The organism is Sphingobium sp. PAMC28499 (assembly GCF_004795815.1).
GTDB classification, from domain to species: domain Bacteria; phylum Pseudomonadota; class Alphaproteobacteria; order Sphingomonadales; family Sphingomonadaceae; genus Sphingobium; species Sphingobium yanoikuyae.
The window spans coordinates 2,705,880-2,720,550 of the sequence record NZ_CP039248.1 but is presented as its reverse complement, the minus strand read 5'-3'; the positions used below and the strand labels follow the sequence as shown (position 1 = coordinate 2,720,550).

The window sequence follows — 14,671 nt, the reverse complement described above, 5'->3', positions numbered from 1 at the left end:
TATAAAAACGAATCTATTTACAAAGCGTTGACCCCGTAACGATCCCTATCGAGTCAAGCTGGATTCCGGGACGAAACGAGCAAAGTCCTGCCCTGGTTCCGCCTTTCGCACGGGCGATCCGTGGCGATCACAAGGCGGAAATTTGCACTTCGTAAACCAGCCTCAGCAACCATGGTGGCGGGTCAGGAAGTCGAGCAGCGCCTCCACCCGCGCCGGCCGCAGCCGCGAGGGCGGCGTCACCAGATGCAGGCCGAAGGGCGGCGGCCGCCAGTCGAGCAATATCTCCTCCAGCTCGCCCGAACGGATCGCGTCGCCGACGATGAAATCGGGCAGACGGGCGATACCGACGCCCAGCCGCAGCGCGGGCATCATCGCCTCGCCGCTGTTGACGGTGATGCGCGGGCGGACCTGCACCGTGACATTCTGCTGCCCCGGCCCGGTGAAGCGCCAGACATCGGGCGCGGTGACGTTGGAATAGCAGAGGCAGTCATGGCTGCCGAGGTCGGACGGATGGGTCGGGCGGCCGCGCTCGGCCAGATAGGCGGGCGAGGCGACGACATGCATATGGACGTCCGCCAGCCGGCGCGCACGCAGCGAACTGTCGGGCATGTCGGCGATGCGGATGGTGGCGTCGAGGCCAAGTTCGACGATGTCGATCTTCGCATCAGACAGATGCAGGTCGACATCGACCAGCGGATTTTCCTTGGTGAACTGCGCGATCAGCGGCGCGATCCGCAACAGGCCGAAATTCATCGGCGCACCCAGCCGCACCGTGCCGGAGAGTTCGGCGGTCTCGTCGCGCGCGGCCTCCTCCGCCGCCTGCCCTTCGGCCAGGATGCGCTGGGCATGATCGGCGAGGCGTCGGCCACTCTCGGTCAGTGCCAGACGGCGGCTGGTGCGGCTGAACAGGCTGGTGTCGAGATGCTGCTCCAGGCGGGTCACCGCCTTGGACACGGTGGCCTTGGAAACGCTGAGCGCCTTGGCCGCGTCGGTGAAGCTGCGATGTTCGACCACGGCGGCGAACATCGCCCAGGCCTCGAAATCCGGTAATCGCATAGGGAAACAATCCGTTTCAACACTGCTTATTCAAGAAACGAACCTGATCGCTAGATTGTCGGAAAGCAAGCCGGAAGCGTCCGGCATTCGCATTCGAAAGGCAGACCCCATGAGCACGACAACCGCGAGCCGCATCGAGCGCCGCCCGTTCGCGTCGCTCGGCCATGCCGACCATGGCTGGCTGAACGCACGGCACCATTTTTCCTTCGCCAATTACTATGATCCCGCCCGCATGGGCTGGGGCGCGATCCGGGTATGGAACGACGACGAGATCGGTCCGCGCTCGGGCTTTCCGCCCCACCCGCACAGCGACATGGAGATCATCACCTATGTCCGCACCGGCGCGATCACCCACCAGGACAGCCTGGGCAACAAGGGCCGCACCGAGGCGGGCGATGTCCAGGTGATGTCGGCCGGCACCGGCATCCGCCACGCCGAATATAATCTGGAGGACGAGACCACCACCCTGTTCCAGATCTGGGTCATTCCCCGGTCGGTCGGCGGATCGCCCAGCTGGGGCGCCAAGCCCTTCCCGAAGGGCGATCGCTCCGGCAAGCTGGTCGTGCTGGCCAGCGGCCATGACGAGGACAAGGAAGCGCTGCGCATCCGGGCCGACGCCCGGCTGCTGGGCGGCACGATCAATGCCGGCGACAGCGTGACTTATGAGGCCGGCGAAGGTCGCCATCTCTATCTGGTCCCGGCGACGGGCCGGATCGAGATCGATGGTCAGGTCTTCGAGGCACGGGACGGCGCAGCCATCATCGGCGGCGCGCCCATCACCATCACCGCGGTCGAGGACAGCGAGATCGTCCTGGTCGACAGCGAATAGACATGACGCTTACGCACCGGTCCGTCATTGCCCTCCCCTAGACGGACCGGTCCCGGTCGCCCGCATGCTCCCTCCCTTGTGCGGGCGACCACCCTTTCAACTTTTCAGTTTCAGATGAGGAGACGTGACAATGGCTAAGGTTCTGGTTCTCTATTATTCGTCCTACGGGCATATCGAAACGATGGCCAAGGCCATGGCCGAAGGCGCAGCCGCCGCCGGCGCGCAGGTCGACATCAAGCGCGTACCCGAAACCGCGCCGCTGGAAGTCGCCAAGGCTGCCCATTTCAAGCTGGACCAGGACGCGCCGGTCGCGACCGTCGCCGAACTGGCGGATTATGACGCGATCATCATCGGCACCGGCACCCGCTTTGGCCGCATGTCGAGCCAGATGGCGGCCTTCCTCGATCAGGCCGGCGGCCTGTGGGCGCGTGGCGCGCTCAACGGCAAGGTCGGTGGTGCCTTCACCTCGACCGCATCGCAGCATGGCGGCCAGGAAGTCACCCTCTTCTCGATCATCACCAACCTGCTGCATTTCGGCATGACGATCGTCGGCCTGGACTATGGCTTTGCCGGCCAGATGGGCGTCGACAAGGTGCGCGGCGGTTCGCCCTATGGCGCGACCACCCTGGCCGATGGCGACGGCAGCCGCCAGCCGAGCGAGGAAGAGCTGGACGGCGCCCGCTATCAGGGCCGTCGGATCGCCGAAACCGCGATCAAATTGCACGGTTAATCGCAGCCCGCGCCGTCTGGGGAACGCAGCCTGGCTGCGTTCTTCGGTCGCATGGGTGCGCCATCAGGTTGTAGGGAGCTGGCACGCCGGGACTGCGCGCCAGCTCCTTTTTCTTTTTATTATCCCAGCGTCTTGGGCGTGACCCAGACTTCGACCGGGGTGATGAACTTGCCTGGTGCGGGCTTGCCGACGACGACGCGGTCGGCGGTGACCAGTTCGCCATTTTCAAGGTTTAGCGACACCCAGGGCTGGGGCATGCGCTCGAACTTCATCTTCTGGATGGGCTGGCCGGTGGCCGTGTTCATGATGGTGGCAATGATAGACATATGGCGCGGCCGCTAGCGCCTGCCCCTGCCCCCTGTCCAGAGCCGGAATCGGCAAAATATTTTCGCCCCTCGCGAAAAAAGTTGCAGCCCATGTCACATCGGGCGCGGCCGTCTCGTCATGTCAGCAATAGCAAGCAAAGGAGCTATATCATGACCGACAAGATCAATCCCTATGCCGCCGCGCCGCAACTGATGAAGAGCTGGACCGCTTTGTCCACTGCCGTCGCCGACAGCCTGGAGCCGAGCCTGATCGAACTGGTGAAGATCCGGTCCTCACAGATCAATGGCTGCGCCAACTGCATCAACATGCATACTTATGAAGCGCGCGAGAAGGGCGAGACCGAACAGCGCATCTACCTGCTGACCGCCTGGCGCGAGGCGCCCTGCTACACCGACCGCGAGCGCGCTGCGCTGGGCTGGACCGAGGCGCTGACCGAAATCGCCAAGGGCCACACCCACGAGGCCGCCAAGGAGGCGCTCAACTGGGAATTCACCGAGGAGGAACAGGTCAAGCTGACCCTGATGATCAACATCATCAATGGCTGGAACCGCATCGCCGTCGGCTTCAACCTCTGGTACGACATGCCGATGAAGGCAGCGGCCTGATGGAAGGGGGGACGCAGATGGACGCCGCCGACAGCTTCGACCCGCTGCGTCCCCGGCTGATCCGGGTAGCCTATCGCATGCTGGGATCGGTCGCCGATGCCGAGGATGTGGTGCAGGATGCCTTCATTCGCTGGATGGGCACCGACCGCAACGCGGTGCGCGAGCCCGAAGCCTTTCTCCGCCGCATCGTCACCCGGCTCTGCCTGGACCAGATGAAGTCGGCGCGGGCGCAGCGCGAAACCTATGTCGGCCCCTGGCTGCCCGAGCCGGTGGTCGAAGAGGCTGATGAGGAAGAGGATGTCACCCTGCCGCTGATGCTGGCATTGGAGCGACTGTCGCCGCTGGAGCGGGCCGCCTTCCTGTTGCATGATGTGTTCGGCCTCGCCTTTGACGAGGTGGCGAGGACCATCCAGCGCGATGCCGCCGCCTGTCGCCAGCTCGCCGCCCGCGCGCGCGCCCATGTGCGCGACGCCCGCCCCCGGTTCCAAGTCGAGAAGCAGCGCGGGCTGGAGATTGCCGGCGCCTTCTTCGCCGCGTCGCGCAGCGGCGACATGGGGGCTCTGGGCGCGCTGCTGGCGCAGGATGTCAGCTTCCACAGCGATGGCGGCGGCAAGCGCCCGGCCGCGATCCGCCCGGCGATCGGCCATGGCCAGGTGATGCAGGTGCACAAGGCGCTGGCGGTGCTGTTCGGCAAATATGGGTCGACCCTGCTGCGCACCTGCATGGTCAACGGTCTGCCCGGCTTCGTCACCCGCGAGGCCGATGGCGAATTGCAGACCACCGCGCTCGATATCGAGGACGGGCATGTCACCGCCATCTACATCATGCGCAACCCCGACAAGCTGCGCCATCTGCATTGAATGCTTAATCGCCGGATAAGCCCGTTCCTTGTCAAAATCGCAGCCCCTGCCGCGCCATGGCAGCATCGGGGACCGGGAGCGACACAAAGATGGTTGGTGCGATCGGCGGCTCGGGCAATGGCTGGGGCCAGTTCAAGAAGGCGATGGAAGAATTTGCCGAAAAGGTTCGGCAGGCGAACCAGAATAGCGGCAGCACGACAGCGAAAGTGACAGAGGCGAGCACACCGGCGGCCACCACGCCGGTTGCGGCCAGCGAGCCGGTCGCCAGCGTCCAGCCGGCGGTCGAAACGACACCAACTGCCGCAGCGACCGCGCCGGCGCCGGCGATCGCAAGCGAATCCGCCGCCGTCGTCAGCGATAGCGTTGCCCTGTCAGCTTCGCTGTCACCCCTGACCTATAGCGCGCCCACGCCAGCGCCGCGATCGCAGGCCGTCGCGGCACCGGAAACCACGCTGGACACGCAATTGTCCGACGCGGGCTATTATGCGTCGCCAGCGGCATCGGCCGTCGCCGACCCGGTCGCTCCCGCCCAGCAGGAGGATGCCGCCGCGCTGAGCCAGGCGCAGGTGATCGCCCAGGCCGCCTATGCCCTGGTCGCCCGCGCCGGCGAGGATCATCGGCTGTCGCTGATCCAGCAGGGCTGACGCCCCGCGCCGTCAGCGCGCCAGATAGCCACCATCGACCGGATAATAGGTTCCGGTCATGAAGGAGGCGCGGTCGGACAGGAGGAAGCTGGTCATGGCAGCGATCTCCTCCGGCCGGGCCAGCCTGTCGAACGCATGCAGGCCGGCGAGGACGGCCCGTTCCGCATCGGTCATGGTCTTGCCGAGTGCCGGGGTTTCGACAAAGGCCGGCCCGACGGCATTCACCCTGATACCCTGGCCGGCATAGTCGAGCGCGGCGGTCTTGGTCATGCCGACGACCGCATGCTTGGACGTCACATAGGCGGCGGAACCGGCCCAGCCGACCGCGCCCAGGATCGAGGCCATGTTGACGATCGCGCCGCCACCGGATTTCAGCATCGCCGGGATCTGATATTTCATGCCGTAGAAGACGCTGTGCAGATCGACGCCGACAACCCGGTGCCAGTCATCGATGGCGATGTCGGCCAGCGGTGTGGACGGCGCGCCGATCCCGGCATTATTGACCGCCAGATGCAGTCCGCCGAAGGTTTCGACGGCGAAGTCGACACTGGCGCTGACCGCCTGTGCATCGCTGACATCGACCTTGAAGGCGCGCGCCCGATCCTCGCCACAGGATTGCGCGAGACGCTGCGCCCCCGCTTCGTCGAAATCGGCGATGACGACCTTCGCCCCTTCCGCCAGCAAATCCTTCACCACCGCTTCGCCAATGCCCGATGCACCGCCGGTGACGATCGCGACCCGATCCTGAAACAACGCCATTCCAACTGCTCCTTGATTATCGCCGCCGGGCGACGGCATGACTGATGGGAAATAAACTTAACTCAAAGTATCCGGCTCCGTATCCTTTTATGCCGGAGCCGAATGGAAGGAAAGCAGGGATGGCCGCCGATACCAGCCAGCGGGCTGACGGATCAGGGAGCGACGGATCGGCGCGGCCGACCGGCCGGCCATCGCGCGAGGCGGCCGAACAGATTGAAGCGACGATGCTGGATGCGGCATTGGCGACCTTCATCGAGGCCGGTTTCCAGGGGGCCAGCATGGAGGCCATCGCCCGCCGCGCGGGGGTGACCAAGCGCACCCTCTATCGCCGCGCCCGGACCAAGTCGGACCTGTTCGTAGAGGTGGTCGAGCGCCTGGCCCACCAGTCGGGCATGCCCAATCTGGCGCGGGTCGAGGCCGGTCCGCTGGAACAGCGCTTGCAGGCGGCGGGCGAGATATTGCTCGGCTGGCTGCTCAATCCCCATGCGATCGCGCTGTATCGCATGATCGTGGCCGAGGCTGCGCGTCAGCCGGGGCTGGCGCTCAGCGTCGATGGCCCGTTCCAGCGCGCCAGCACGGCGATCGCCGCCATCCTGGCCGAGGATGGCGCCCGGCCGGCAGAGACGGTCAGGCTGGGCGCGGACATGTTCGTGCGGCTGGTCGCCGGCGAGGCGCTGGACCGGGCGGCGCAGGGGATCGAGCCGGCTGGCGTTTCAGACCGGACGCGCGCGCGCGCCATGGCGGCCATCGCCTTTTTCCTGGCCGGCTGGCGATCCTGGCCAGCGTCGGCGCCGCCCTTGCCCTAGAGCATCCAGCGGCTGAGGCGCGGGGACAGGCGGATGAGGTGCCACAGGGCGAAGGGCGCCAGCAGCGCGAGCGCAAGCAGCCAGGGCCTGGCCAGATAGGGCGTGCCATAATGGATGATCGCGACGTGCAGATACATGATGACCAGTGACGCCCGGCCAAGCGCGGCGAGCGGGGTGGCGACTGGCGCGAGCCGTGCAGAGAGGCGGAACAGCAGCAGCGACGTCGCGATGCCCGATCCGATCGAGAGCAAGGGCCAGCCATAGTCGGCCGCCTTCATGTTGAGCGTCGGTAGCCAGCCGGCAAGGCCCGCCAGCGCGAGCAGGCCGAGTGGCGCTATCCAAAAATTGCGCCAGTGCAGTCGGGGCCAGAGCGCGCCGACCCAGAGCAGGATCATCGCCATCGGCACGCTCAGCAGGCCGAGCGGCGAGGCCGGCGTCATCCAGCCCAGCCCCTCCGCCAGCACTAGCAGTCCCGGCATCAGGATCAGCCAGCGCCGGTCGAGCGGATCGGGCCAGCGGTTGAGCGCGAGGTTGCACAGGATGCGCGCCAGCATCAGGCAGGGCACGAACCAGAAGATGGTATAGGGGCCGCGCAGCCAATAGCCGCCGAGCAGGATCGGCAGCAGATCGCGCGGCCATTGGTGGAAAATCGGCAGATTGCCCTTGGCCGGTTCGATGATCTGATCGGCCAGGATCAGCAGCGCGAGGAAGATCGTATAGGGCCGCAACTGGCCGAGCAACTGGCGCCGGGTGAAGGGGCCGACAGGGTGCGGGCGCGAGAGCATGCCCGACAGCAGGAAGAAGAGCGGCATGTGGAAGCTGTACATGGCGTCGCGCAAGGCGCCGCGCGTCCAGACATGGCCGACCACCACGGCGATGATGCCGATGCCGCGCGCGACATCGACCCAGTCGAGCCGCTGCGGCGCATGTTGATAGGCAAGGCCCCTATTCTCCATCGGCTCCACGCCCTATAGGATGCGGCGTGGGCGTCAATCGCCCAACCAGATTACCCGGACGCCAGATTTCCCGATCGGATTGATATTTGACCCTGCTTAGCGACAAAGTGCTGTTCATCGATGGCGAGGCCATCATCCTCGACAAGCCGGCCGGCCTGCCGGTCGACGCGCCGCGCGACGGATCGATCAGCCTTGAAAACCACCTCGCCTCGCTGACCTTCGGCTTTCAGCGCTGGCCGCTGGCGGTCCACCGGCTGGACCGCGACACCAGCGGCTGCCTGCTGCTCGCGCGCAATCCCAAGGCGCACAAGCGCTTTGCCGCCGCGTTTGAGGCCGGCACGGTCGAGAAGCGCTATGTCGCGGTGCTGGAGGGCGTGCCCGAGGCAGATGAGGGCACTATCGCCCTGTCGCTCAAGAAGGTGAGCACGCCGAGCCAGGGCTGGCGCATGATCGCGGCGAAGGCCGGCAAGCCCGCCGTCACCCATTGGCGCAAGCTGGCGGTGAAGGACGGCCGTGCGCTGATCGCCTTCACGCCCGAGACCGGCCGCACCCACCAGATCCGCGTCCATGCCCAGCATGGGCTGGGCTTCGGCATCGTCGGCGACCCGGTCTATGGCGACGGACAGGGCGCGATGCTGCTGCACAGCCGCTTCCTGAGCGTGCCGCGCGGCGACAACAAACCGCCCGCGCAGGCGACCGCGCCGCTGCCGCAGAGCTTCGTCGATGCGGGTTTCGGCCCCGAGATATTGGAGGAAGCCGGGCTGTAAGCCCCGGCCCCGCGCCATGGTCGCCATCCCCGTCACCCGCTCCATCGCGATCGACAGCGACGAGATCGTCGAGAGCTTCGCGCGCGCGTCGGGGCCGGGCGGCCAGCATGTGAACACCACCGACAGCGCAGTGATGCTGCGCTTCGACGTCGCCGCCTCGCCAGGGCTGCCCGATGTAGTGAAGCAGCGGCTGGCGGACCTGGCCGGATCGCGCATGACCCGCGAGGGCGTACTGATCCTGCGCAGCGAGGGCGCGCGGTCGCAACTGCTCAACCGGCAGGAAGTGCGCGAGCGGCTGTTCGCGCTGATCCGCGAGGCGACGATCGTGCCCAAGAAGCGCCGCCCGACCAAGCCGACCAAGGCATCGCAGAAGCGCCGCGTCGACGGGAAGGTCAAGCGCGCCGCCGTGAAACAGGGGCGCGGCCGGGTCAGGATGGACTGAATTTAGCGGCCATTTACGAATTAACCATCATTGCCTTGCTAGGGAGAATGGGACGCAGGAACGCGTTCCCAGCTTCCCGAGGATGCCATGCCGGCCGAACGCCCTATTCTTCTGCCACCGCGCCCCTGGAACTGGTTCATGTGGGTTGCCGCCACCCTCCTGGGCGTCTTCCTGATCCTCTCGGATTTGCGTCAGCTTGACGGCCTGCACCTGCCCGAAGCCCGACTTCTGATCGGCCGCGATTTCCTGAATGTCTGGTCCGGCGGAACGCTCGCACTGACCGGCCAGCTTGAGCGTCTCTATGATTTTCAGGCCTATATGGACTGGCAGGCCGGGCTTTTCGGCCCGCTGGAGATGCTGAACTACTCCTATCCTCCGCATAGCCTGTTCCTGGCGATACCCTTTGCGCTGTTTCCCTATCCGGTTGCGCTCGCCCTGTGGACGGGCCTTGGCGCCATCTTCTTTGCCTGGGCGGCCCGTCCCTACATACCGGCCGGCCTGTCCCCCTGGCTTGCGCTGCTGACGCCAGCGGCGATCGTCAATATCTGGGTCGGCCATTATGGGTTCGTCATTGGCGGCCTGTGGCTGCTGTTCTTCGCCCAGTTGCGCCATGCGCCGGTCCGCGCGGGCCTTGTCGCCGGGCTGCTGACGCTCAAGCCCCATCTGGGCCTGCTGATTGCCCTGACGCTGGTCCATCGCAGGGCCTTCCGGGCGATAGGCGCGGCACTCGCCGTCACCCTGGGGCTGATCGGGCTGAGCGGCTTGGCGTTCGGCTTCGATCTCTGGCCCACCTGGTTGACGGATACCTCTGCCCTCCAGACCCGGATCATGACCGCCGAAGGCGAGAAATTCTACTTCTTCATGATGACATCGGCCTATGTCGCGCTGCGCGAGGGGCCTTATTGGCTGCCGCTGACGGCCCAGACCCTGTTTGCGGGCAGCGCGCTCTACCTGGTCTGGCGCGCGCGTGACTGCTCCGTCCATCAACTGGCCTTCATCACGGCCACCGCGACGGCCCTGATCACCCCCTATATCTTCAACTATGACCTGACGGTTTGCTGCCTTGGCTTCGCGATCCTGCTTTATGGCCAATGGCACGCGCTTCATCGCAACGAGCGGATCATCCTGTGGATGGCCTTTGCCGCGCCCTTGCTGGTGATGGCGTGGAACCTCATTGCGCCGATCGCCCTGCTTGCCGGCCTTGTCGTCCAGATACGCTGCTACACGGGCACATCCTATGCAGATCTGCTGTTGCCGGCTCCTCTCAAGCGGCGATGGATCGATAATCCCGTCCCTACATCCTAACCTCTGGCCGAGCGGTGCGGGCCATCCTATATGCGTGCCCATGTATGATTTCGCCCCCGCTGCCGACGCCGACAAGGCGACGCTTTACGCCGATCTTCTGTCCGCTGCCGACGCGCTGACCCGTGACGAGCCCGATGCGGTCGCCAATATGGCGAACCTGTCGGCGCTGATCTGGCAGTTCCTGCCCGACCTCAACTGGGCCGGCTTCTATCGCATGGTCGAGGACGAGCTGGTGCTTGGCCCGTTCCAGGGCAAGGCGGCCTGCATCCGCATCCCGCTGGGCCGCGGCGTGTGCGGCACCGCCGCGCAGACGCGCGAGACGCAGTTGGTGGCCGATGTCCATGCCTTCCCCGGCCATATCGCCTGCGACGCGGCGAGTGCGTCCGAGATCGTCGTGCCGGTGGTGCATGACGGCCGGCTGATCGGCGTGCTGGACCTGGACAGCCCCCGCCCCGCCCGGTTCGACAGTGCCGACCAGCAGGGGCTGGAAGAACTGGTCGCGCGGATCGCCGGCCGCATCGGCTGATCGCCGCCCTGCCCCGTTCCGGGACAGGATTTCATAAGCCGAACATGGCGTTGCACGGATCGTCATGCTAATTTCCGCGTTAGCATGATGACCGTGCGGGCGGCCTGACGCCCCTGCAGGAACAGGGAGCATGATGATGGCCGCGCGCTTATTCTTCGCCAGCAGCGCCATGGCGCTGATCGCCAGCCTTTCGGGGCCGGTTGCCGCGCAGGCGCCAGCGACGTCCGGCACCAGCGTGGTCCGCACCACCACCACGGCGACGACAACGACTGCCACCGCCCATCGCTGGGGGCCGCGCTATGACGGGCGCTGGTATGCCGGTTGGGCCGCGCCGGGCGGCTGGCAAAGCTATCAGCGGCCACGCGTGGGCTTCGCCCTGCCCGCCTACTGGGTCCATCCGCGCTTGTTCATCGCCAATTATGGCGTCTATGGCCTGCCGGCGCCGACCACCGGCTATGGCTGGTCGCGCTATTATGACGATGCGGTGATGACCGACCAATATGGCCGGGTGCGCGACGTGCGCAGCGGCATCGACTGGTCGCGCTATGAGGGCGGCTATGAAGAGGGTGCGGCGCAGCCGGCCGTCATCGCAAGTTCCGGTGGCGAGGCCGGCTATAGCGCGCCCGACGACATGGTGACCTATAGCCCCGCGGCGCAGCCTGCCCCGTCCAGCCGCCCCGGCGTGGACTATGATGCGCCCGCCTATGCCAGCAGCGCCGTCAGCCCGAGCGCGACGGCGGTGACGACGGTTGCGGCGGCTCCAACGGCTCCGGCAGCACCGGTGGCGGCGACGAGCGGCACGCACTGGTCGAACCAGCCGGCGACCACGACCGTCGTGTCGGCCGCTCCGCCGGTGCCCGGCCTGCCGCCGGGAGGCTATATTTCGGGCGGCTTCTATTATCCGCCGCCGCTGGTGACGACCATCATCATCAATCCCGACGGCACGACCCAGGCCACCACCCGCTATGCGACCGAGGCCGCGCCGCGCTGAACCGTCCGGAACCGCGACCATGGGTTAGTGCGTTGACGGGCTAGATCAGATGACGGGAGTGGCAGCAATGCTGCATCATGTATCGGTGGGCACCAATGATGTGGCGCGGGCGCGGGCCTTCTACGACCCGCTGATGGCGCTGCTGGGCTATCGCAGCCTGCGCGACCATCCCCATTCGCTCGACTATGGCGTGACCGACGTGGTGTTCAGCGTCGAGACACCGGTCGATGGCGCGCCCGCGAGCGCGGGCAACGGCATCCATATCTGCTTCGTCGCGGCCGATCGCGACGCGGTCGATGGATTTCATCGGCTGGCGCTGGAGCTGGGCGGCAGCGATGCCGGGCCGCCGGGCGTGCGGCCGCAATATGACGAGCATTATTATGGCGCCTTCGTGCGCGATCCCGACGGCAACAAGATAGAGGCGGTCACTTTTTCGGCGCGATAGGCGCCGCGCCGCGGGCGGCGAGCACCGACGCGGCAGGCTGCGGCCGGCCATAATGATAGCCCTGCGCGATATGGCAGCCATGCTGGAGCAGCAAAGCGGCCTGTTCGGCGGTCTCCACGCCTTCGGCCACCACCTCCATGCGGAAGCTGCTGCCCAGCTTGATGACGGCGTCGACGATGGCGGCGTCGCCGGCATCGCTGTCGACATGGCTGACGAAGCTGCGGTCGATCTTCAGCACATTGACCGGATATTGCTTGAGATGGCTGAGCGAGGCGAAGCCGGTGCCGAAATCGTCGAGGGCGATACGCACCCCCCCGCGCGCGAACCGATCAAGCGCGCGCGCGACCTGATCGGCGCCGCGGCCGAGGAAGACCGACTCGGTCACTTCGATCTCGAAATTCTGAGCCGGCACGCCATGCTGATCCAGCCGGGCGAGGACATGATCGGCGAAATCGGCCTGCAGCAGATCCGCCGCCGAGGCATTGACCGCCACCCGGCCGGGATCGAAGCCCATCCCGAGCCAGGCCGCCATGTCGTGCAGCACCGCGTCGAGCATGAGGTCGGTCAGACGGATGGCCAGTTCGCCATGCTCGAAGGCGGCAGCAATGGTGGCGGGCGCCTGGACACCGAGCCGGGGATGCTGCCAGCGCAGCAACGCTTCATAGCCCAGCACCTGCCCGCTGCGCATGTCGACCTTGGGCTGATAATAGGGTTCGACCAGTCGCTCGGCGATCACCTGGCGGGCCATATGGATCATCGAACTGCGCTGCTGCGCGTCGGCGCGCAACTGGGAATGGAACATGGTGAGCCGGCTACGACCGCTCGCCTTCGACGCATAAAGCGCCAGGTCGGCCGCCTTGAACAGTTCATGCGCATCGTCGCCATGTTCGCCGAACACGGCGCCGCCGACGCTGACCCCGGCTTCGAGCAACTGCCCCTGATAAGCGAAGGGCACCCGCATCTTGTCCAATATCGCCTGGCTGCAGGCCTGCACCGTCGCACTATCCACCAGCGAGGCGGCGATCAGGCCGAACTCGTCCCCACCCAGGCGACCGACCACCGCATCGGCCGGCGCCGCCGCGGCCAGCCGCTCGGCAAAGCCGCAGAGCAGCGCATCGCCCGCGTCATGGCCAAGCGAATCGTTGATCCGCTTGAGGTCATCGATGTCGAACAGCATCAGGCCGAAGCCCGCGCCGGTCGGGCGCGCCTGATCCGCCAGTTCCTCCAGCACGCCCTGCCACAATGTCCGGTTGGGCAGCCGCGTCATCGGATCGTGGGTGGCAGCCCAGCGGATACGTTCTTCCGCATCGCGCTGTTCGGTGACGTCGAGGAAGGTAACAATGATCCGGCGCAACTGGCCAACCTCCGTGCGCGTCGCCCAGCCGGTGCTGCGGATCCAGCGCAGTGCGCCATTGTCGGCGCGATGGACGCGCAGGGTCGCCTCGAAATGGGGCGGCAGGACATTGGCGGCGACGCCGTCCATCATCGCTTTGAGCTTGTGGCGATCATCGGGATGGACGAGCGACAGGGCCAGTTCGGTGGTCGCCGGCGCATCCGCCGTCAGGCCCAGCATCGCCCGGAATTCCGCCGACCAGCTGCGCTGGCCCGAACGGGCGTCATAGTCCCAGATGCCGAGCCGCGCCGATTGCACCGCGAGGCGGAAATGCTCCTCGCTCTCGGCCACCGCCTGCTGCGCCAGCTTCTGATTATGGATATCCTCCAGCGTGCCATACCAGCGGATGATCGCGCCCCGGCCATCGCGCCGTGCGGCCGCGCGGGCGCGCATCCAGCGATAGCTGCCGTCGCGCAGGCGCAGGCGATAATCGACATCGACCGGATCGCCCGACTGGAGCCGCTCGCGCCATAGCGCCAGGGTCCGGTCCATGTCGTCGGGATGCAGGGCGTTGATCCAGCCGGCGCCCATCGCCTGTTCGGGCGAGCTGCCGGTCAGATCGCGCCAGCGCGGCCCGACCTCCTCGATCGCGCCATCGGGGGTGGCGGTCCAGGGAACCTGGGGGCTGAGTTCTACCGACCAGCGATGATGTTCGCGACTTTCCGCCAGCGCGGTTTCCAGCAGTTCAGCCTGTTTGTCGCGACGATCATGCATATCCTCGACCGTTCCATACCAGCGCCATGCCCCTGCGGGCATTGCCTGCCGCGTCATGCGGAGCAGGCACCAGCGGCTTGCGCCATCTGCGCAACGCAGGCGAACGACCAGCGGTTCCGGCTGCGACGACGCGGCGGCGGCCCGTATGATGATCCCGATATCGACCGAATCAAAGCCCTTGCGCCAGCCATGGCGCATCAGCCCCATGCGAAGCCCCCCGCCCCGCACCTCGCCCTCGACCCAGTAGGTCAGCAGGCGACCGCGATAATCCGCGAACCAGTGAATGACGGGCGGGCGTACATGCTTGATCTTGGACGATAATGTCCTGTGCGCGACGCTGGCGCCGGACGGCATATGGGCTGGAGGCCCGCCAAGCTCGCGGGCACCATCGGCAAAGCGCCGATCAGCGAAACGATCCATCGCCCATCCCCGATTGCCGTGCCGCCCTGTTCCTCATGGCAGCGATGATGCAGGAAAAGCTTAAACAAGCCTGCACGTAACCGGAACGATCGGGAA

Annotated in this window: 17 protein-coding genes; 12 read left to right on the top strand and 5 right to left on the bottom strand. The window is 66.3% G+C overall.

Features of this window, described 5'->3' with window-relative positions:
* Window positions 1-162 precede the first annotated feature (162 nt).
* Window positions 163-1,056, bottom strand: a complete 894-nt coding sequence (locus tag E5554_RS13185) for a LysR family transcriptional regulator (RefSeq protein ID WP_029548055.1) — start codon at window positions 1,054-1,056, stop codon at window positions 163-165.
* A 109-nt stretch (window positions 1,057-1,165) separates the two neighbouring features.
* Between E5554_RS13185 and E5554_RS13180 the strand changes: the two genes are divergently transcribed.
* Entirely contained in the window at window positions 1,166-1,885 is a 720-nt protein-coding gene (locus E5554_RS13180; protein WP_136187046.1) for a pirin family protein, read from the top strand.
* 130 nt (window positions 1,886-2,015) lie between these two features.
* The gene (gene wrbA, locus E5554_RS13175) at window positions 2,016-2,615 is read left to right on the top strand and encodes an NAD(P)H:quinone oxidoreductase (protein WP_004212197.1); all 600 of its coding nucleotides are present in this window, start codon (window positions 2,016-2,018) and stop codon (window positions 2,613-2,615) included.
* A gap of 119 nt (window positions 2,616-2,734) precedes the next feature.
* Here the strand turns inward: wrbA and E5554_RS13170 are convergent, their stop codons facing one another.
* Window positions 2,735-2,941 (bottom strand): hypothetical protein, encoded by a 207-nt coding sequence (locus E5554_RS13170; RefSeq protein ID WP_210729743.1) that lies wholly within the window; start codon window positions 2,939-2,941, stop codon window positions 2,735-2,737.
* Between the two features lie 150 nt (window positions 2,942-3,091).
* Here E5554_RS13170 and E5554_RS13165 point away from each other — a divergent pair, with 150 nt between their 5' ends.
* From E5554_RS13165 to E5554_RS13155, 3 genes are all read left to right on the top strand, one after another.
* Window positions 3,092-3,547: a carboxymuconolactone decarboxylase family protein gene (locus E5554_RS13165; protein WP_136187044.1), complete on the top strand. Its 456-nt coding sequence runs from the start codon at window positions 3,092-3,094 to the stop codon at window positions 3,545-3,547.
* Window positions 3,547-4,407, top strand: a complete 861-nt coding sequence (locus E5554_RS13160; RefSeq protein WP_136187043.1) for a sigma-70 family RNA polymerase sigma factor — start codon at window positions 3,547-3,549, stop codon at window positions 4,405-4,407. Before E5554_RS13165 ends, E5554_RS13160 begins: the two co-directional genes overlap by 1 nt.
* Before the next feature lie 89 nt (window positions 4,408-4,496).
* Complete coding sequence (locus E5554_RS13155) at window positions 4,497-5,051, top strand: hypothetical protein (protein ID WP_136187042.1); 555 nt, start codon at window positions 4,497-4,499, stop codon at window positions 5,049-5,051.
* A gap of 12 nt (window positions 5,052-5,063) precedes the next feature.
* Here E5554_RS13155 and E5554_RS13150 read toward each other — a convergent pair whose 3' ends face one another.
* Window positions 5,064-5,810 carry an SDR family NAD(P)-dependent oxidoreductase gene (locus E5554_RS13150; RefSeq protein ID WP_125987192.1) on the bottom strand — a complete coding sequence of 249 codons (747 nt, stop codon included), beginning with the start codon at window positions 5,808-5,810 and terminating at the stop codon, window positions 5,064-5,066.
* 119 nt (window positions 5,811-5,929) lie between these two features.
* On the opposite strand from E5554_RS13150, the gene E5554_RS13145 reads away from it, so the two are divergent.
* Complete coding sequence (locus E5554_RS13145; protein WP_136187041.1) at window positions 5,930-6,616, top strand: TetR/AcrR family transcriptional regulator; 687 nt, start codon at window positions 5,930-5,932, stop codon at window positions 6,614-6,616.
* Here the strand turns inward: E5554_RS13145 and E5554_RS13140 are convergent.
* The gene (locus E5554_RS13140) at window positions 6,613-7,572 is read right to left on the bottom strand and encodes an acyltransferase family protein (protein WP_136187040.1); all 960 of its coding nucleotides are present in this window, start codon (window positions 7,570-7,572) and stop codon (window positions 6,613-6,615) included. The genes E5554_RS13145 and E5554_RS13140 overlap by 4 nt on opposite strands.
* A gap of 86 nt (window positions 7,573-7,658) precedes the next feature.
* Here E5554_RS13140 and E5554_RS13135 point away from each other — a divergent pair, with 86 nt between their 5' ends.
* The 6 genes from E5554_RS13135 (at window position 7,659) to E5554_RS13110 (ending at window position 12,048) form a co-directional block, all read left to right on the top strand.
* On the top strand, window positions 7,659-8,339 hold the full coding sequence (locus E5554_RS13135) for an RNA pseudouridine synthase (RefSeq protein ID WP_010339964.1): 681 nt from the start codon (window positions 7,659-7,661) through the stop codon (window positions 8,337-8,339).
* Window positions 8,340-8,355: 16 nt separating this feature from the next.
* Window positions 8,356-8,781, top strand: a complete 426-nt coding sequence (arfB, locus tag E5554_RS13130) for an alternative ribosome rescue aminoacyl-tRNA hydrolase ArfB (RefSeq protein ID WP_048936954.1) — start codon at window positions 8,356-8,358, stop codon at window positions 8,779-8,781.
* Window positions 8,782-8,919: 138 nt separating this feature from the next.
* Window positions 8,920-10,086 carry a glycosyltransferase family 87 protein gene (locus E5554_RS13125; protein ID WP_247594255.1) on the top strand — a complete coding sequence of 389 codons (1,167 nt, stop codon included), beginning with the start codon at window positions 8,920-8,922 and terminating at the stop codon, window positions 10,084-10,086.
* Between the two features lie 40 nt (window positions 10,087-10,126).
* Entirely contained in the window at window positions 10,127-10,612 is a 486-nt protein-coding gene (locus E5554_RS13120; RefSeq protein ID WP_125987183.1) for a GAF domain-containing protein, read from the top strand.
* Window positions 10,613-10,742: 130 nt separating this feature from the next.
* On the top strand, window positions 10,743-11,603 hold the full coding sequence (locus E5554_RS13115; protein ID WP_136187038.1) for an RcnB family protein: 861 nt from the start codon (window positions 10,743-10,745) through the stop codon (window positions 11,601-11,603).
* Window positions 11,604-11,670: 67 nt separating this feature from the next.
* Window positions 11,671-12,048 (top strand): VOC family protein, encoded by a 378-nt coding sequence (locus tag E5554_RS13110; protein ID WP_136187037.1) that lies wholly within the window; start codon window positions 11,671-11,673, stop codon window positions 12,046-12,048.
* Here E5554_RS13110 and E5554_RS13105 read toward each other — a convergent pair.
* Window positions 12,029-14,575 carry a GGDEF domain-containing phosphodiesterase gene (locus tag E5554_RS13105; protein WP_136187036.1) on the bottom strand — a complete coding sequence of 849 codons (2,547 nt, stop codon included), beginning with the start codon at window positions 14,573-14,575 and terminating at the stop codon, window positions 12,029-12,031. The genes E5554_RS13110 and E5554_RS13105 overlap by 20 nt on opposite strands.
* Between the last annotated feature and the right edge of the window lie 96 nt (window positions 14,576-14,671).